This is a genomic window from Saccharopolyspora sp. NPDC050642, from assembly GCF_040654735.1.
Classification (GTDB): domain Bacteria; phylum Actinomycetota; class Actinomycetes; order Mycobacteriales; family Pseudonocardiaceae; genus Saccharopolyspora; species Saccharopolyspora elongata.
Genome location: NZ_JBFAIN010000025.1, coordinates 99,330 through 116,135, shown reverse-complemented (window position 1 = coordinate 116,135; position 16,806 = coordinate 99,330). Strand labels below are relative to the sequence as shown.

Here is a 16,806-nt window from a genome sequence, read left to right as displayed (position 1 = left end):
GCGAACCCACCCAACTGCGCACCCGAGAAATCCTTCAGCGACCCCAGCAACCGCCCCATCGGAGTACGCGCCCCCGCCACGATCACAGAACCGCTGCCGCTCCGTGCACTGTTCACCGCTCTACTCCCCAATTCCGTCCATCGCGGCCAAGAACTGCTACGCCTGCTCGGAAAATCACGCCGTCGCGACCGGCTGCCGGATCTTGGCGCCGGTCTTCTCCCGGACCTCGTCCTCGGTGACGCCCGGGGCCAGCGAGACCAGGCTGAGGCCCTCCTCGGTCACGTCGAGCACCGCCAGGTCCGTGACGATCCGGTCGACCACGCCCGCACCGGTCAGCGGCAGCGTGCACTGCTCCACGATCTTCGGGGTGCCGTCCTTGGCCACGTGGTCGGTGAGCACGACGATCCGGCGGGCGCCGACGACCAGGTCCATGGCGCCGCCCATGCCCTTCACCAGGGCACCGGGGATGGTCCAGTTCGCCAGGTCGCCGCCCTCGCTCACCTGGAGCGCGCCCAGGACGGCGATGTCGATGTGCCCGCCGCGCATCATCCCGAAGGAGACCGCGGAGTCGAAGTAGCTCGCCCCGGGATTGATCGTGACGGTCTGCTTCCCGGCGTTGATGAGGTCGGCGTCCTCCTCGCCCTCGTAGGGGAACGGCCCCAGGCCCAGGATGCCGTTCTCGCTCTGCAGGGTCACCTGCACGCCGTCCGGGATGTGGTTGGCGACCAGGGTCGGGATGCCGATCCCGAGGTTGACGTAGTCGCCGTCGCGGAGTTCGGCGGCGGCCAGCGCCGCCATCTCGTCGCGGGTCCAGGTCATGGGTTGCTCCTAGGTCGTTTAATAAGCGGCGGTAGCCGCTTGCGGTGTGGGACTCAACTCGCACCGCCGCGGGTTCTCAGATGGCTCCTCGCGAGGACAGCCCCGACGTGGTGAATTGGCATTCATGATGTCGGGGATCCCACAGCGAGGGGGCATCTGAGGTTCCGCCACCCGCACCGCCACGCAAACCAAATTCAACACAATCTCTAGTCGGCCGGGGTGGTGGCGCGGGGGCGCACCGTGCGCTTCTCGATGTCCTTGATGCGGGGCCGGGCGAGGACCAGCCGGTCGACGTAAATGCCCGGGGTCACGACCAGTTCCGGGTCTAGGTACTCCTCGCTCAGGTGCTCGACCTCGACCGCCGCGACCTTCGCGCAGGTCGCGACGACCGGGTTGAAGTTCCGCGCGCTCGCCCGGTAGACGAGGTTGCCCGCGGGGTCCGCGGTGTGCGCGTGCACGAGCGCCAGGTCGGCGATGATCGCCCGCTCCTGGACGTAGGTCTGGCCGTCGAACTCCGCCAACGGCTTGCCGTCGGCCACCGGGGTCCCGACGCCGGCGCGAGTGTAGAACGCGGCGATGCCCGCGCCGCCGGCCCGCATCCGCTCGGACAGCGTCCCCTGCGGCGCGAACTCCACCTCCAGCTCCTTGTCCAGGTACTGCTGGGCGAACAGCTTGTTCTCGCCGACGTAGGACGCGATCACCTTGGCGACCTGGCGGTTCTCGAGCAGCAGCCCGAGTCCCTTGCCGTCGACGCCCATGTTGTTGGAGACCAACGTCAAACCGGTGACCCCGCTGTCGCGGACGACCTCGATGAGGTCGCTCGGGATGCCGCACAGGCCGAAGCCCCCGACGGCGATCGTCATCCCGTCTTCGAGCACGTCGGCCAGTGCCTCCGCCGCACTCGGGCGCAGCTTTGACAACTCATCACCTCTTCATCGGTCCGCTGGACGAACAGCAGCAGTAAAGAAGCAACCTGCTGTTCACCGCAAGAAACAAGGCCGAACGACGGCCGATCTGTTCATCGGATGACCATCGCCCGGCCTGGGCGTTCACTGAGTGGACGCTAGGATGCGGGCATGAGCGCCAGCGCGAACGCCCATCTGATCGGCCGGGTCGGCTCCGTGCTCCGGGCGCTGTCGGCCGCCAACGAGGCGGGGGCGGCCACCAGCGACCTCGCCCGGGCCACGGACCTCCCCCGGCCGACCGTGCACCGCCTGCTCAGCTCCCTGGCGGAGGAGGGGTTCGTCGACCGCGACCGGCGCACCGGCCGGTGGTTCCTCGGCCCCGAGCTGTACCTGCTGGGCCAGACGGCGGGCACCCGCTACGACGTCACGCACCACGCCCGCGCGAGCGTGCACCGGCTGGCGGCGAAGACCGGCGAGAGCGCGTTCTTCTCGGCCCTGCGGGGCGAGGAGACGGTGTGCCTGCTCCGCGAGGACGGCGACTTCCCGATCCGGTCGTTCGTGCTCTACGAGGGTGCCCGGTTCCCGCTCGGCGTCGTCTCCGCCGGCCTGGTCCTCCTGTCCTTCTTCGGCGACGCGGAGATCGAGGCCTACCTGGAGCGGACCGACCTGACGGGCCGGTGGGGCGAGAAGCACTCCCCCGAGGCGGTGCGCACCCGCATCGCCCGCACCCGCCGCGACGGCTACGCCGTCAACCCCGGCCTGGTGGTCGAGGGGAGCTGGGGCATGGCGGCGGCCGTGTTCGACCGCGCCGGGCAACCGGCGTGGGCCCTGACGCTGACCGGCATCGAGACCCGCTTCCGCCCGGAGCGGCAACCCGAACTCGGTGCCCTCCTCCTCCACGAAGCCCACGCCCTCACCCGCACGCTGGACACCACCGCGGGCCTCTGACTTCCGCCCACGCGCAAGCCGTTCGCCCGAATCCGCCCCCAGCGTCCACATGAGACCACCAGCGACGAAAACCCGGGAGCCGCAGGACAATCCGGCCGCGCGGGAGCCAACCGCACCGGACATCGTCCGCACACGCGACAAAGTGCCATCGGATGGCTTCGTCACCCACGGGGGTCAGATGCGGCGGCCCGGAGCCTGGCAAGTTCGTCCGCGGTGTTGTCGCTGACCCGGTGGATGAAGCGCAGCACGACGGCGAGCTCCTCGTCGGTGAAGTCGGGGGCGCACAGTTCGCCACACTCCCGGACGCCGCCCGAGGGTGCGACGTCGTGGTGGGGTGCGGGGCCGTGCAGGTCGCCGTGCGCTCGGTGGCCGAACTGCTGGAGATCGGCTACGTCCACGCCGAGTTCTGCCCGGCCGCCCTGCCGTCCCCACACCACGAGCCGGCCCCATGGCCGGGATGGCCGCAGGACGAGACGGGCGGCAATCGCGAGTTGTGGATGGTCGACGCGCAGCGCTGGAACGACGCGTGGGGCGCCGCGCTCAACGCCCACCGCGCCGCTGCCGGCCTGGCCCCGGTCGAGGACGTGCGAAGCCACGTCCTCACCGACCGCGCCTGGCTGGCCGCGGACCCCGCGCTGGCGCCCTGGCCACAACCCGACGATCCGGAGGTGATCCAGACGGGCGCGTGGATCCTGCCGGATGAGCGCCCGCTCCCGGCCGAACTGGAATCCTTCCTCGACGCCGGCGAGCCACCCGTCTACTTCGGCCTGGGCAGTTACTCCGGCTCGGACCGCATGAGCCCGACCGGAGAAACCGTCGGCCAGGTAATGGTGGCGGCGGCCCGCGCGCTTGGTCGCCGCGCGATCATCTCCAGCGGGTGGGCCGACCTGACACCGCCGGACGACGGGACCGACTGCATCTTGGTCGGAGATACCAACCACCACGCCCTGTTCGGCCGGGTCGCCGCCGTCGTGCACCACGGCGGCGCGGGCACCTCCACGGCGGTCGCGAGAGCCGGAGTCCCCCAGGTCCTGCTCCCCCAGCAGTACGACCAGCATTACTGGGCCGGGCGCGTCGACCAGCTCGGCATCGGGATCGCGCACCCGCAGCGGATGCTCACCACCGACTCGCTGACCGCCGCGCTCAGCCGCGCCCTGGAACCCGACTTCGCCGACCGTGCCCGCTCCCTCGCCACCTCGATCCGCAGCGACGGCACGCGCACCGCCGCACGACACCTGATGGACCTGGTCCGGGGGTCGTGAGGGCTATCGCGTGAACGGGGTTCCGGCGTTGAACCGCGCGGCGAGATTTCTGTTGATCTGCGACCTATGCCGCGTTGGCGGTGGGTTGCCCGTGGTGAACGGTCTCGTGGCGGCGGCCGACCAGGCGGACCGCGAAGGCCGCGGCCAGGACGAACACCGCGGCCTCGTAGGTCATCGCGTGCCACATCGCATCGCCGCTGCTCGTGGCGGGCGCCGAGTAGGCCACTCCCGCGAGCGCGACACCCAACGTGCCGCCGAGCTGCTGCGCCGTCGGTAGTAGGCCCGAGACCGAGACGGCGGCTTCCGCTCGGACCCTGGCGATGATCTGGGTGAACGCCGAGGCGGTGAACATCCCGAAGGCGACTCCGCCCAGGCCGAGGACGAGCCACAGCACCCACCTGGTGGCCGGGTCGTCAATGGTCGCAGCGACGGCGATGGACACGATCCCCATCGCGACGGCCGAAGCGGCCAGGGTCCAGGCCCCGAAGCGCTTCCCGAGGACGTTCGCGACACCGCTGCCGCCGAGCGCCCCGACGGCGTACGGGGTGATGGTCAGCGCCGTCTGCATCGGGCTCCAGCCCTGCGCGCCCTGCAGGTGCATCGACAGCAGCAGGGTGAAGGAGGGCACTCCGGCGTTGAAGACGAGCACGACTCCCAGTCCCCACCTCGTCGACGGGTCGGCCAGTGCGGCGGGGTGGACGAGCGGATCCGCCGCTCTTCGCTGGGAAACCGCGAATCCGGCCAGCACCGCCGCCGCCGAGACCAGGCTCGCCCACGTCCACATCGGCCAGCCCGCGTCTCGCCCCACCGTCAGGGGCAGCACCAGCAGTGCCGTTCCCACCAGGCTCAGGCCCGCTCCGACCGAGTCGACGCGCCCGCCGGTCCGTCCTGTTCGGACGGACGGCAGCGAGGGCGAGAGCAGGAGGGCGACGAACCCGACCGGAACGGTCAGGAGCATCGCGGCCCGCCAGCCCAGTCCCAGCGGATCGAGCTGGATCAGGACGCCGCCCAGCAACGGACCCGCCAGCGACGCCGCCGCCATGGTCGCGCCGTAGGCGCTCAGCGCGGCGGGCCGGCGGCTCGCGGGCAGTGCCGACTGGATGATCGAAAGGATCTGCGGGGCCATGATCCCGCTGCCGACGCCCTGCACCAGGCGGCCCGCGACCAGCAGCCAGGCTTCGGGCGCTGCGGCCGACCCGATCGCCGCACCGGTGAACACCGCCATCCCGGTGACGAACATCCGCCGGTACCCGTACCGGTCGCCCAGCCGTGCCGAGAGGATCAGCGAGCAGGCGTAGGTGAGGGTGTAGCCGGCCAGGACGAGCTGCCCCTCGCCCGGGCCGGCACCGAGATCCCGCTGCACGTCGAGCACGGCCACCTGCATGACGGTCACGCTGACGAGCTGGACGAAGACCCCGGACAGGACGACCGGCAGGACGAATCGTCCTGCCGGGGAACGCCGGTCCGTCATCGGGTGGTCGGCTGCAAGGCGACGGTGGCGAGCAGCGTCGCCAGCTCTCCGGGCCGCGTCACGAACGGCGAGTGCCCGCCCGGCAGCGAGCGCACCGCCATCGGCCGGTCCGGCACCACCTGGTCGGCTTCCGCGATCATCAGGTCCTGGGTGGCCGGCGGCAGCGCGAGGTCGTCGGTCAGCCGGATGAAGGTGCGCGGGATGCGCCCCCAGCGCTCGGGCGAGACCGGTACCGGCGTGGTGAAGGTGGTCAGCGGCAGGTCCGGGTGCAGGAACTGCCGCCAGGAATCCGGCGCCGTTGCGGGCAGATCGTTCAGGAAGGCCCGGCGGATGACGGCGACGTCGTCCGGATCGGCGGAGAGCGGATTGATCCGGAAGGCGCCCAACTCCACCGGATCGCCGACCGGCGGGAGCTGGACGGCGGTCGCGTTCTCCGCGGCGTCGATGTAGTCGGCGACCCGGGGGCGACCGGCGGGGACGAACGACGACAGGTACACGACGTGGTCGACGAGTTCGGGAACCTGCTCCGCGGCCGCCGAGGCGGGGCCGCCGCCTGCGCTGTGGGCGACCAGGACGACGTTGCGGTACCGCGTGCGGACGTCGACGAGGGCGTCGAGCACGACATCGGTGCTGTCCTGCATCGTGACGTCGCTCAGGGCCGACTTCTCGCTGGTGAGCCCGGGCTGACCGGGCGCGAGGAATCCGGTCGGGACGGGCGCGTCGAGCCCGCTGCCGGGGAGGTCGACTGCGACGCTGGCGAGACCGTGGCGCGCGAGGGCGCGCTGCGTCGCGGCCCAGTGGAGCGCGGCGTGCCAGGCGCCGTGCACGAGGACGACGACGGTCTCGGAAGAGGACGGGCGGGTCATGGTGAGGCCCTTCTGGAGCGGTGATCATCGACCCGTCCAGGTCACCCCACACCTGCCGGTCTCATCCACCGCGATATCTCACAAGGGCCTCCGCGATACTCGGGAAGTATCGTGGGGCGCATGGAAGCCCGCCACCTCCGCTACGCGCTCGCGCTCGCCGAGCACCAGCACTTCGGTCGCGCGGCGGCGTCGTTGGGGATCGCCCAGCCTCCCCTGTCGACCCAGATCGCCGCCCTGGAACGGGAAGTCGGCGAGCGGCTGTTCGACCGCACCTCCCGTGGCGTCCTCCCGACCGCGGCCGGAGAAGCGTTCCTCGCCCGGGCGCGCACCGCGCTCGCCGAGATGAGGCTCGCCGGCATCGACGCAGGCCGCGCGGCGCGCGGCGAGACCGGGCGGCTGCGGATCGGGTTCACCGGATCCGCGCTGCTCGACCCCCTGCCGGGGGTGCTCGGCAGGTTCCGCCGCACCCACCCGGCCGTCCGGCTGGCGCTCCAGGAGCTGGACAGCCCGACCGCGGCGGCGGCGCTCCTCGCCGGCGAGCTGGACGTCGCGGTGGGCCGGGGCAGCCCGCGCGGCGCTGGGGCGGAGGACCTGGTCACCGTGCCGATCGGGGCCGATCACCTGGTGGCCGTCGTGTCCGTGGCGCATCCGTACGCCGGGCTGCCGTCCATCGACCTGGAGCAACTGGCCCAGGAGCACCTCATCGCCAGCCCGGACGCGGTGAGCTCGTACCTGCGGCCGGCGTTCGGGCCGGACCCGGCCGCCCTCGACGGCGCCACGATGGCGCGGGACGTCCACACGATCGCCGGCCTGGCCGCCTGCTGCGCCGGGGTCGGGCTCGGCCCCGACCGCATGCGGCTGATCGCCCGCAACGACATCTGGTTCTGCGATGTCACGCCGCGATTCCGGCTGCCGGACCTGCAGATGTCCTTCCGGGTGACCGACCGGTCGCCGGTGCTCGCGTCGTTCCTGTCGGTCGTGCGCCGGAACTGCGCGGACGTCGGTTCGCGCCTCGACGACCTGCTCGCCCGGCACCCGTCGGCCGTCGCGGCCGAGGGTTGATGTCCGCTGCCGGACCGTCCGCAAAACGCTGGTGCAACAAAGGAGAAGAATGCTTCGGGACAACGTCGAGTCGGTGCGCCTGGACGACGTGGAGCTGGCCTACCGGGTCGTCGGTGACGGGCCGGAGCTCGTCGTGCTGCTCCACGGATGGCCGCAGACCGGTGCCTGCTGGCGCCACGTCGTGGACCCGCTCAGCCACGGCCGCACCGTCGTCGCGCCGGACCTGCGCGGTTACGGCGCTTCGGGGCTGGCCGGTTCGGGCTACGACAAGCGTTCCACCGCGGCCGACCTGAGCGGCCTGATCCGCCACCTCGGGCACGAATCGGCGGTGGTGATCGGCCACGACCGCGGCGCCCGCGTCGCACACCGGTGGGCGCTCGACCGGCCCGCGGAGGTGGCTGCGCTGGTGCTGCTGGACATCCTGCCGACCAGGGTCGTCATGCGCTCGTTGGACATCGACTCGGCGAGCGCGATGTGGCACTGGTTCTTCCACCGGCAGCCCGAGCTGGCGGAGAAGCTGATCACGGGGAACGTCGAGGCGTACCTCGGCCACTTCTTCGCCCGCGTCCTCGATTCCGGTGCCGTCGACTGGGAAACGTTCGAGCACTACGTCGCCGCGTTCAGCGACCCGGGGCACCTGCGGGCGTCCTTCGAGGACTACCGGACGGGCTTCACGACGGACCTCGAACTCGACGAGGCGGATCACGACCACGGGCTGCGGTTGCAAGCGCCGCTGCTCGTCCTGTGGGGAGCCGAAGGCGGCCTCGCCCGCCGCGACGTCGTGCGCGTCTGGCAGGAGCACCACGCCGATCCGACCGCCGTGAGCGGACATTCCGTTCCCGGCGGCCACTACGTCCCGGAAGAAGCGCCCGGCGAGCTCGTGGACGCCGTCGAAGCGTTCCTCAGCCACTCGCGTGGAGCGCGTCGATAGAAGGCCATCGCCCCCGATGCCGTCCCGTCGGACGCCATCGCGACGGCAACCGAACTGGTGCTACGCGGAGCACGCCGCCGCTGAGAACACTTGACCCGGAACGGGAAACACCCGGGATCCGAACCTGCGGCTCCCCGATCTCCATGTCCTAAGAGGACTATCAGTGGGGAGAACCGGGAAGCCGCGGGGAAATCGGGTGGGTCAGCGGTTCTGGACGGTCGCGAACGGCTGCGGGGTCATCGGATCGCCGGCGCTTCCGGTGCCGACCAGGCGGCCGTCCGGGAGTTCGGCACCGTTGCCGAGGGAACCTTCCTGCGGCCCGTCGACCTGTTGCCACGAGGTGCCGTCGTAGCGCAGCAGCGCACCGGCCCCGAGGCTCCACAGTGCACCGTCGGCGTGCACGAGCTTCCCGGTGCCGCCGGGCGGTACGGAGGCCTGCTCGCGGATCCACTGGTCGCCGTCCCAGTGCATCAGGATCGGCTGGCCGTGCCCGGGGGTGTCGTAGGGCTTCTGGGTCGCAGAGATCCAGACGTCATCCGGTGCGAAGGCGGCGACGTCGTGCACGGTGAGGAAGTCCGAGTCCGTGGTCTCAAGCGGTGGCACCTGCACGTGGCTCCACTGCGCGCCGTCCCAGTGCATCGCAACGATCTGCTGCGGCCGCGCAACGGTCGTGCCGGCCATCCAGAGGTCGTCCGGCGCTGCGCCGCCGACGCTGGAGAAGTTCTGCTCGTCGGTGGCGGGCGGCAGCGGAGACCCCTGCCAGCCGCCGTCGGCCCAGCGCATCGCGAAGCTCCGCGAGAGCGGGGATTCGCCGTCGCGATAGGCGTTGCCCACGGCCCAGACATCGGGGCCGACGGCCGTGACGTCGTGGGGCGAGATCCGGGGAGCGTCCGGCACTTCCAGCGGCACCTCGGTCCACGCCTGCCCGTCCCAGTGCAACGTCGCGCCCCGGCTGACCTTGGTGAACTGGCTGACCGCCCAGGCGTTGTCCGGGCCGGTGACCGCGGAGCCCACGATCTGGCCGACGTTCGGCACCGGGACCTCCACCCAGCGACCGGTCTCCTCGCGGCGGAACGCCTGCGCGGTGATGGACGTCGGCGAGCCGGGCGGGCTGTAGCTGCCGAACGCCCAGGTCGCGCCGCCACCGCTGGACACGGTGCTCACGTAGGATGCCCTCTCGGGCCTGGCCGGGAACTCCTCGCGCGTCCAGGTTCCCTGCGCCAACGCCGTGCCCGCCGTGCCCACGACCACGATCAGCGCCGTGGCCACGGTCGTTCCGGTTCTCCTCGACATCGCTGCCTCTCAGCCGGTGATCTCCTACGCCCAGGAGACGCGCGGCGGATACCTCGGGTTGCCTCTGAGCACTGATCCGCACGGACGTGCCGCGGGCCAATACGGCAGCAGATCCGCGCCAGCACCCAAGAAATCGCCACTGCACTCGCCGCCCTCATCAGCGAACCCCACCCACTCGCCCAATCAGCCCAGCGCCACGACAGCGATAAAATTTGATCAACACTGAAAATATTGACTACCTTGAATCACCGCCGTGGGACAGGCCGGACGAGCGATCATGCTCACCGACCGCAAGCACGCCACCACCCGCAAACCGACGGCGGAAGCGGCGTCATGCGGTGCGGTGGGGAGATGCCGTTCGTTCGTGGCTGTTGCTCGGATGTGGGGCCGCGGCGTCATCGGACGTCGCCTGCTGGAGTTCCAGCAGGGCGGCGGCGGGATCGCGGAACAGGGCGGGGTTGCGTTCCCAGTGCGCCAGTTCGACCTGGGTCAGGTTGCGCACCACGATCACCTCGTCCACCTTGACCAGCAGCACCGAGCCGATCTGCACGACAGCTCGCGGGGTGTCTTTCAGCGACTGGATCAGGCCCGCTACGGCCGCTCCCTGGGCGGCGTCGACCTCGGCCTGCTGCCGGTCCAGCACGCGCAGTTCCAACGCCCTGCTGAGCTTGAGGAACTGCTCCTCCTTGGTCGGCAGCGTGCCCGAGTTCTTCAACCGGATCAGGAACTCGCCGAACCACGACCCGAACTCGGGCGGGAAAGCGTGGCCGAATTCCAGACCGAAGGCTTCGAGCACCCGTTCCACCGCGGCCTGCACGTCCCGGTGGCCTTGCTCTTCGCTCAGATAGATCCGGCCGGGAACCCAGTGCCAGCCAACGGATTCGACGTCGGGTTCCGGCCGGGCGAGAGAAGCCGTGCGGTCGGCGCACCGGGCCCGGGCCGAGACCACGTCCGGTTCGATCCGGAAGACCCTGGTCAAGCCCGTCACCCGGAAGATCTTGAGGATCCGCTCGGCGCTGCACACCAGGACCAGGGCGCCGTCGTGGGCTCGCACCCGCTTCAGGCCGCCGACCAGCACGCCGAGCCCCGTGCTGTCCAGGAACTCCACCCCGGTCAGATCCACGATCAGCCGGTACTCGCCGTCGTTGACAGCATCGGCCAGCCGGTTCCGCAGGATTGGCGCGGTGTAGACGTCGAGCTCACCGGTCACCTCGATCAAGGTGATTCCACCGGGCAGCGTGGTGTTGGTCAGTCCCAGCTCCATCGGCACCTCCTGAGCGACTGCCCCGAGTATGCCAACGCGAGCGGGCCGACGGTGCGTTCGCGACGAACACCGTCGGCCCGCGCCGATCCCTCAGCCCTGACCGGCCTCCGTCCTACCTGGAGGAACAGTTCGAGACGGGCAGGCGACCTCCCAGGCCGCCTCGATCATCCGGAAGATCTCGTCCACCGCGGCCTCCGGATCGGCCGCCTCGCGGGCCAGGGAATAGGCGTCGATCACGAACCTCGCGATCGTCCGGCAGGCCGTTGTGGTCAGCGACAGATCGGGATCGGCGGCGATGGCCGTTGCCAGCGACTCCGCATGGCGCAGCCGCATCGACTCCTCGTACTCCCGCAGGGCGGGTGATTCGTCGACCATGCGCCAGATCGGGGCGGCGCTGTCCGCCGTGCAATGCCACACCAGGGCCTGGATCTCGCGGCGCAGCGCAGGGATGAGCGGCTCGTGCGGCGCCCGGCCGGTGACCGCTTGCGCGAGGCGTTGCTCGAAGTCTTCGTCCTGCTCGAACACCAGGGCCTCTTTCGAGGCGAAGTGGGAGAAGAGCGTGGTGACGGCCACGTCTGCCTCAGCGGCCACGTCACGGATGCCCACCGCGTCGTACCCGCGTTCCAGGAAGAGCCGCAGGGCGGTGTCAGCGATCTTCTGGCGGGTCGCGGCCTTCTTGCGCTCACGACGTCCGGTCGGCACGGCCATGCGCTGACACTATCAGGAACAAAGGCGTAACCGTTTTTAAAAGCTAACCGTTAGTGCTACGGTCGACCGCATGAAGAGAGTGAGCTTCGCCGAGTTCGGCGGTCCGGACGTCCTGCAACTCGTAGACGCCGAGGAGCCCCACGCGGGCCCCGGTCAGGTACGCATCGCCGTGCGGGCGGCGGGCGTGAACCCCGTCGACTGGCGGATCCGTGAAGGCCAGTTCCTGGAGTCCCATCCGATCGAGTTGCCCGCCGGGGTCGGGCTCGACGCCTCCGGGGTGGTGGACGAGGTCGGCGAGGGCGTCGAAGGGGTCGAGGTCGGCGACCACGTGTTCGGCGAAGGTTCGAGCACCTATGCCGAGTTCGCCGTGCTGTCGGCCTGGGCCCGCATGCCCGAGGGCCTGACGTTCGAAGAGGCGGCCGGGTACCCGTCCGTGGTGGAGACCGCGCTGCGCATCATCCGCGAGGTCGGTGTGCGGCCCGGGCAGACGCTGCTGGTCAGCGGCGCCTCCGGCGGGGTCGGATCGGCGGTGCTGCAGATCGCCCGCGACCGCGGCATCAAGGTGATCGGCACGGTTGGGGCCGCCAACCAGGACTACCTGCGCAGCCTGGGTGCCGTCGCCACGACGTACGGCGAGGGCTGGGTCGAGCGGGTGCGGCGGCTCGGCCCAGTCGACGCGGCTCTCGATCTGGCCGGCTCGGGCGTGATCCGCGAGCTCGTCGAGCTGACCGGGGATCCGCAGAAGGTGATCTCCATCGCCGATCTCGGTGCGCCGCAGCTCGGTGTCCGATTCTCCGGCGTGGCCGGGAGCGTGCCGGAAGCGCTAGCCGAGGCCGCCAGCCTCATCTCGCGGGGAAAGCTCCACATCCCGGTCGAGAAGTCGTACACGCTCGCCGAGGCCGCGGAGGCGCACATCGACAGCCATGCCGGTCACACGCGCGGGCGCCGGGTCGTGGTCGTCTGAGCCGTTGTACGGACCGGCAAACCGATTTCCTCGGCGGACGTGCTTCCCGTCGCCGAGTCCGCCGGGCAGGCCTTCGAGCCGGTGCTCGCAGCATGCGGTTCGCGCAATGACCGACTTGGTCGGGTCGCCCGGCTGATCAAGGGTTTCGCCAGTGGCCGGGCGACCATCGTCTCCGGAGCGGGCGCTCGGTTCGACCCTTGCGAACCGGGCGCCCACGCAGCCCGGCAAGGCCCGCGGCCTGCGGGAACCCGGCGGGCGGATATCGCGGAAATCTACCGATGAACGCCTCGGCGCGGCGTTCGGCCGATGGCGCCGCCGATGAGCAGGCAGACCGGGCTCGGCGTGGAAAACGGTTCTCCCGCCGGGGAAATCTCTCCGCTGGCCGGATCCACCCGGAACGCCGTCACCGAGTTCGAGTTCTGGTTGCTCGCGTACATCCACCGGCCGTCCGGCGTGACGGCGATGTGCCGGGGCCACCGGCCGCCGCAGGAAACGGTGTCCACGAGGCGAAGTCGCTCGCCATCCGCCTCGACGGCGAACCGCGCGATGCTGTCGTGCCCGCGGTTGGAGACGTAGACGAACCGGCCGTCGGCCGAGATCAGGATCTCGGCCGGGAAGTTCTCCCGGACGCCGTCGGGAACCGTGGACACCACCTGACCCGGAGTCACCGCCGCCCGGTCGGCGTCGTAGGCGCAGACGGTCACGGTGGAGTCGAGTTCGTCGGCGACGTAGAGGAACGGCGCCGTGGGGTGGAAGACCAGGTGCCTGGGCCCCGCACCGGGGCGCAACTGCGCCTCGCCGAGGGTATCGAGCTTTCCGGTCGTCGCGTCGAGGGCGTGCACGTGGATCCGGTCCGCGCCGAGGTCGGGCACCAGCACGTAGCGCCCTTCGGGGGTGATGGCCACCATGTGCGCGTGCGGGCCTTCCTGACGGCCGGGCACCGGTCCACTTCCCTCGTACTGCACGAGATCGGTCCGCGGGCCGAGCGCGCCGTCGGCCAGGATCGGGAACACCGCGGTGCTCCCGCTGCCGTAGTTGGCGACGATCAGGTGCTGCCCGCCGGGATGCACCGCGAGGTGGGTGGGCATCGAGGCGCCGGCCGGCTGGCTGCCCAGCACGGTGAGGCCGCCGCCGGACTCGACGGACAGCGCGGTCACCCGGCCGTCGTTGGTGTCGTTGACCGCGTACACCCTGGTGCCGTCCGCGTTGAAGATCAGGAAGGCCGGGCTGTCCACGCCGGGAACCGCGCCCGCGCCCGTCAACCGCCCGTCGTCGAGGTTCAGGCCGGCCAGCTCGATGGCGGTGCTGAAGTTGCCGCTGTAGGCCGCGAGCGTGCGCGCGGCCGTGGTGTCCGCCAGGACTTCTCGCGCCGGCAGCGGGGAACTCGCACCCGCCGCGACGATTCCGAGCCCGGCCAGGCGAAGAAACGCGGCTCGGCCGATCTGCTGGCTGTTCTCCATCGCGCTCACTGTCTCCGTTCCGCCCCGGCTGCAACCACGATCACCGCCTGCGCGAGGCCGGGCAAGACGACGCTTGGCCCGAACAAGTGCGGCGGTTCGGCGCACCGTTCACCCCACCGCGCGAATCGGCTGTGCCTTTCTCCGCACCGCGGCAGCACCGGCGTTGCGAGCGGTTGGATAAGGTCCGGAAACCCCACCGCTCTCGGAGGTCTGGAGCCGGAATGTCCCTGCTGTCGAAGCCATTCGTCGTCGACATCGCAACCCGGGTGCTCAACCGGCTCATGACACCGCGGCTGAAGCCGGAACTGCGCTTCGACGAGATTCCGGCGCTCAAGCGCACCATCGAAGTGCCGACGCGCCACGGAAACGTCCCGTGCACCGCGTACTTCCCAATCGGGGCCGGGAAACCGGCGGTCCACGTCAACGTCCACGGCGGCGGGTTCGTCATCGCGCACCCCGAGCAGGACGACCCGTGGTGCCGCTACCTGGCTGCCGAGGCCGGCGTCGTCGTGCTCAACGTGGACTACTCCGTCGCGCCCCGGCACCCCTTCCCCATTCCCGTGGAGCAGGTCTTCGACGTCGTCACTTGGGCGTCGCGGCAGGACCGCGACTGGGACGGGCGGCGGCTGTCCGTCGGCGGCCAGAGCGCGGGCGGCTCCCTCGCCGCGGCCGCGGCCCGCCTCGCCCTCGAAGGCGGCGGGCCCGCGATCGCGCTCCAGGTGCTGCACTACGCGCCGCTGGACCTGGTCACCCACGCCGCGCACAAGCGGAGCCCCACGGGCAAGGCGGTGATCCGCCCCTGGATGTCGGACGTGTTCGACCCGGCGTACGCGCCCGACCCCGAGGTCCGGCGCGACCGCCTCATCTCGCCCGCCTGGGGCACCAACGCGGCGGGCATCGCCGGGATCGCCCCCGCCGTGGTCATCACCTGCGAGTACGACCGGCTCCGCGACGAGGGGATCAGGTACGCCGAGGCGCTCGACGCCGTGGGCGCGCTGGTGGAGCACCACGACGTCGCCGGCACGGACCACGGCTACAACATCATGAGCTTCGGCACGCGCGCGCTCACCGAGCGCATGTACGGCCTCATCGCCGGCCACGTGCTCCGCGCCACCGGCTGACCCGCGCGGTCGCATCGACGAGCACGCAGCCCACCGGCACCAGGCCCAACTGATGCGTTTACGCGCATATTTGCATGAATCAGTGAAGTGAGGCTAACCTCAGCCACGCAAGATCGACACCGTCCGCGATCGTCTTACCGCTGGAGGGAATCGTGGCTCCGACGACGGAGACCGATGCCGGGCCGTCGGCCGCCCGGTCACGCGCCTTGCTCGCACTGGTCGTGATCGCCACGGCCCTGGTGGTCATCGACATGACCATCGTGACCATCGGGCTGGCCGACATCCAGGCCGATCTCGGCGGCACCCTGGCCGACATCCAGTGGGTCGTCGTGGCCTACATGATCACGATGGGCGCGGTCACCCAGGTGACCGGGACGCTGTCGGACCGGCTTGGCCGCTGCGGCGTCTACCTCACCGGCATCGCGCTGTTCACCCTCGCCTCGCTGGCCTGCGGATCGGCGCCGAACGCGCTGGTGCTCGACTTCGCCCGGGCGGTGCAGGGCATCGGCGGCGCGATCCTGATGTCCAACGCCCTCCCGCTGCTCTCGCACGCCTACGACGGCCAGCGGCGCAACATGGCCATCGCGACCTGGACCACGATGTCCACCGCGGCCGGCCTGATCGCGCCGCTGCTGGGCGGCACCCTCATCGACGTCCTGGACTGGCGCGCGATCTTCCTGATCAACCTGCCGTTCGGGATCGCCGCCTTCGCCATCGGGCTGCGCACCCTGCCCCGCGACGCCGGTGGCGGCGGCAAGATCGGCTCGCTGGACTGGGGCGGCACCGCGCTGCTGATCGCCGGGCTGGCGGTGCTCAACTTCGCGCTGCTGCGCGGCGAACAGCAGGGCTGGACCGCATCGTCGACGCTGATCCAGCTCGCCGTGGCCGTGGTGCTGCTCGCGGCGTTCGTGGTCGTGCAGCGCAGGGTCCGCAACCCGACGCTGGACCTGCAGCTGTTCACCAAGCCCGCGTTCACCGGCGCGGCCTTCACCATCTTCATGTCCCGAGTGCTGACCATCGGCGGCACGGTGTACTTCGTGCAGTACTTCCAGAACTCGCTGCACCTGTCCCCCACCGCCAGCGGCGTCCTGCTCGCGCCGGTGTTCATCGCGCAGATGGCGGCCGGCATGCTCGGCGGCAAGATGCAGGCCTGGCTGCCGTCCGGCCACGTGATCGCCATCGGCTACGCCTGCAAGGCCGTCGGCGCCGCCTGGATGGCGCTGACCTTCGGCCCCACCACGCAGGCCTGGTCGCTGGTGTTCCCGCTGCTGCTGTGGGGAACCGGCGGCGGCATCGCGGGCGCCCCGATCTTCGCCGTCGCGATGAACGTGAGCGACGAGCAGCGGACCGGGATGGTCGCGGGCACGATGACCAGCCTGGCTTCGATCGGCGCCGGGATCGGCACCGCCGGCCTCGGCGTGCTCTACAAGGCCGAGCTCGCCGGTGTCGTCGCGACCGCGGACCTGCCCGCAGGCCAGCACGACGCCATCTCGGCGGCAGCGGCCGAAGGCGACGCGCAGCGCGCGCTGGAACTCGCACCGCCGGAAGCCCGCGAAGGCCTTCAGCGGGTCTTCGAGGAAGCCTTCGCCGCCAGCGCATCGGCCGTGCTGTTCGCTTCGGCGGCCCTCGCCGTCATCACCATGTGCGTCGCGCTCGTGCTGATCAGCAAGCGGAATCTGCCGAAGCCGCAACAGGAAGCGGAAGCGAAGGCCCAGGAAGGCTGACGCAGCAA

General features: G+C 70.8%; 15 protein-coding genes. 7 read left to right on the top strand and 8 right to left on the bottom strand.

Annotation, left to right across the window (positions count from 1 at the left end; genetic code table 11):
• Nucleotides 1–174: 174 nt before the first annotated feature.
• The gene (locus AB0H93_RS30310; protein WP_358576928.1) at nt 175–819 is read right to left on the bottom strand and encodes a CoA transferase subunit B; all 645 of its coding nucleotides are present in this window, start codon (nt 817–819) and stop codon (nt 175–177) included.
• A 206-nt stretch (nt 820–1,025) separates the two neighbouring features.
• Nucleotides 1,026–1,739 (bottom strand): CoA transferase subunit A, encoded by a 714-nt coding sequence (locus AB0H93_RS30305; protein ID WP_358576926.1) that lies wholly within the window; start codon nt 1,737–1,739, stop codon nt 1,026–1,028.
• A gap of 156 nt (nt 1,740–1,895) precedes the next feature.
• On the opposite strand from AB0H93_RS30305, the gene AB0H93_RS30300 reads away from it, so the two are divergent.
• Nucleotides 1,896–2,672, top strand: coding sequence for an IclR family transcriptional regulator (locus AB0H93_RS30300; protein WP_358576924.1), 777 nt, complete (start codon nt 1,896–1,898; stop codon nt 2,670–2,672).
• Between the two features lie 230 nt (nt 2,673–2,902).
• Nucleotides 2,903–3,934, top strand: coding sequence for a glycosyltransferase (locus tag AB0H93_RS30295; RefSeq protein WP_358576921.1), 1,032 nt, complete (start codon nt 2,903–2,905; stop codon nt 3,932–3,934).
• A 64-nt stretch (nt 3,935–3,998) separates the two neighbouring features.
• On the opposite strand, the gene AB0H93_RS30290 is transcribed toward AB0H93_RS30295, so the two are convergent.
• Together AB0H93_RS30290 and AB0H93_RS30285 are read right to left on the bottom strand one after the other, a co-directional pair.
• Nucleotides 3,999–5,405: an MFS transporter gene (locus AB0H93_RS30290; protein ID WP_358576919.1), complete on the bottom strand. Its 1,407-nt coding sequence runs from the start codon at nt 5,403–5,405 to the stop codon at nt 3,999–4,001.
• Nucleotides 5,402–6,271: an alpha/beta fold hydrolase gene (locus AB0H93_RS30285; RefSeq protein ID WP_358576917.1), complete on the bottom strand. Its 870-nt coding sequence runs from the start codon at nt 6,269–6,271 to the stop codon at nt 5,402–5,404. The genes AB0H93_RS30290 and AB0H93_RS30285 overlap by 4 nt, the downstream gene beginning before the upstream one ends.
• Nucleotides 6,272–6,391: 120 nt before the next feature.
• Between AB0H93_RS30285 and AB0H93_RS30280 the strand changes: the two genes are divergently transcribed.
• Nucleotides 6,392–7,333, top strand: a complete 942-nt coding sequence (locus AB0H93_RS30280; RefSeq protein ID WP_358576915.1) for a LysR family transcriptional regulator — start codon at nt 6,392–6,394, stop codon at nt 7,331–7,333.
• Between the two features lie 49 nt (nt 7,334–7,382).
• Nucleotides 7,383–8,264: an alpha/beta hydrolase gene (locus AB0H93_RS30275; RefSeq protein WP_358576913.1), complete on the top strand. Its 882-nt coding sequence runs from the start codon at nt 7,383–7,385 to the stop codon at nt 8,262–8,264.
• 201 nt (nt 8,265–8,465) lie between these two features.
• On the opposite strand, the gene AB0H93_RS30270 is transcribed toward AB0H93_RS30275, so the two are convergent.
• The 3 genes from AB0H93_RS30270 to AB0H93_RS30260 form a co-directional block, all read right to left on the bottom strand.
• Nucleotides 8,466–9,557: a hypothetical protein gene (locus AB0H93_RS30270; protein WP_358576911.1), complete on the bottom strand. Its 1,092-nt coding sequence runs from the start codon at nt 9,555–9,557 to the stop codon at nt 8,466–8,468.
• Nucleotides 9,558–9,888: 331 nt separating this feature from the next.
• Nucleotides 9,889–10,821 carry an STAS domain-containing protein gene (locus tag AB0H93_RS30265; protein ID WP_358576909.1) on the bottom strand — a complete coding sequence of 311 codons (933 nt, stop codon included), beginning with the start codon at nt 10,819–10,821 and terminating at the stop codon, nt 9,889–9,891.
• 90 nt (nt 10,822–10,911) lie between these two features.
• On the bottom strand, nt 10,912–11,529 hold the full coding sequence (locus AB0H93_RS30260; protein ID WP_358576907.1) for a helix-turn-helix domain-containing protein: 618 nt from the start codon (nt 11,527–11,529) through the stop codon (nt 10,912–10,914).
• A gap of 70 nt (nt 11,530–11,599) precedes the next feature.
• On the opposite strand from AB0H93_RS30260, the gene AB0H93_RS30255 reads away from it, so the two are divergent.
• Nucleotides 11,600–12,493: an NADP-dependent oxidoreductase gene (locus AB0H93_RS30255; protein WP_358576905.1), complete on the top strand. Its 894-nt coding sequence runs from the start codon at nt 11,600–11,602 to the stop codon at nt 12,491–12,493.
• 272 nt (nt 12,494–12,765) lie between these two features.
• Here the strand turns inward: AB0H93_RS30255 and AB0H93_RS30250 are convergent, their stop codons facing one another.
• The gene (locus tag AB0H93_RS30250) at nt 12,766–13,953 is read right to left on the bottom strand and encodes a lactonase family protein (protein WP_358576903.1); all 1,188 of its coding nucleotides are present in this window, start codon (nt 13,951–13,953) and stop codon (nt 12,766–12,768) included.
• Between the two features lie 221 nt (nt 13,954–14,174).
• Between AB0H93_RS30250 and AB0H93_RS30245 the strand changes: the two genes are divergently transcribed.
• Both AB0H93_RS30245 and AB0H93_RS30240 read left to right on the top strand, forming a co-directional pair.
• On the top strand, nt 14,175–15,074 hold the full coding sequence (locus tag AB0H93_RS30245; RefSeq protein ID WP_358576901.1) for an alpha/beta hydrolase fold domain-containing protein: 900 nt from the start codon (nt 14,175–14,177) through the stop codon (nt 15,072–15,074).
• Nucleotides 15,075–15,226: 152 nt separating this feature from the next.
• Nucleotides 15,227–16,798 carry an MFS transporter gene (locus AB0H93_RS30240; protein ID WP_358576899.1) on the top strand — a complete coding sequence of 524 codons (1,572 nt, stop codon included), beginning with the start codon at nt 15,227–15,229 and terminating at the stop codon, nt 16,796–16,798.
• Nucleotides 16,799–16,806: the final 8 nt, after the last annotated feature.

Excerpts from the sequence above, each read along its gene's own strand:
- AB0H93_RS30310 (WP_358576928.1), bottom strand. The coding sequence starts at position 819 with ATGACCTGGACCCGCGACGAGATGGCGGCGCTGGCCGCCGCCGAACTC.
- AB0H93_RS30300 (WP_358576924.1), top strand. The coding sequence starts at position 1,896 with ATGAGCGCCAGCGCGAACGCCCATCTGATCGGCCGGGTCGGCTCCGTG.
- AB0H93_RS30290 (WP_358576919.1), bottom strand. The coding sequence starts at position 5,405 with ATGACGGACCGGCGTTCCCCGGCAGGACGATTCGTCCTGCCGGTCGTC.
- AB0H93_RS30285 (WP_358576917.1), bottom strand. The coding sequence starts at position 6,271 with ATGACCCGCCCGTCCTCTTCCGAGACCGTCGTCGTCCTCGTGCACGGC.
- AB0H93_RS30280 (WP_358576915.1), top strand. The coding sequence starts at position 6,392 with ATGGAAGCCCGCCACCTCCGCTACGCGCTCGCGCTCGCCGAGCACCAG.
- AB0H93_RS30275 (WP_358576913.1), top strand. The coding sequence starts at position 7,383 with ATGCTTCGGGACAACGTCGAGTCGGTGCGCCTGGACGACGTGGAGCTG.
- AB0H93_RS30270 (WP_358576911.1), bottom strand. The coding sequence starts at position 9,557 with ATGTCGAGGAGAACCGGAACGACCGTGGCCACGGCGCTGATCGTGGTC.
- AB0H93_RS30265 (WP_358576909.1), bottom strand. The coding sequence starts at position 10,821 with ATGGAGCTGGGACTGACCAACACCACGCTGCCCGGTGGAATCACCTTG.
- AB0H93_RS30260 (WP_358576907.1), bottom strand. The coding sequence starts at position 11,529 with ATGGCCGTGCCGACCGGACGTCGTGAGCGCAAGAAGGCCGCGACCCGC.
- AB0H93_RS30255 (WP_358576905.1), top strand. The coding sequence starts at position 11,600 with ATGAAGAGAGTGAGCTTCGCCGAGTTCGGCGGTCCGGACGTCCTGCAA.
- AB0H93_RS30250 (WP_358576903.1), bottom strand. The coding sequence starts at position 13,953 with ATGGAGAACAGCCAGCAGATCGGCCGAGCCGCGTTTCTTCGCCTGGCC.
- AB0H93_RS30245 (WP_358576901.1), top strand. The coding sequence starts at position 14,175 with ATGTCCCTGCTGTCGAAGCCATTCGTCGTCGACATCGCAACCCGGGTG.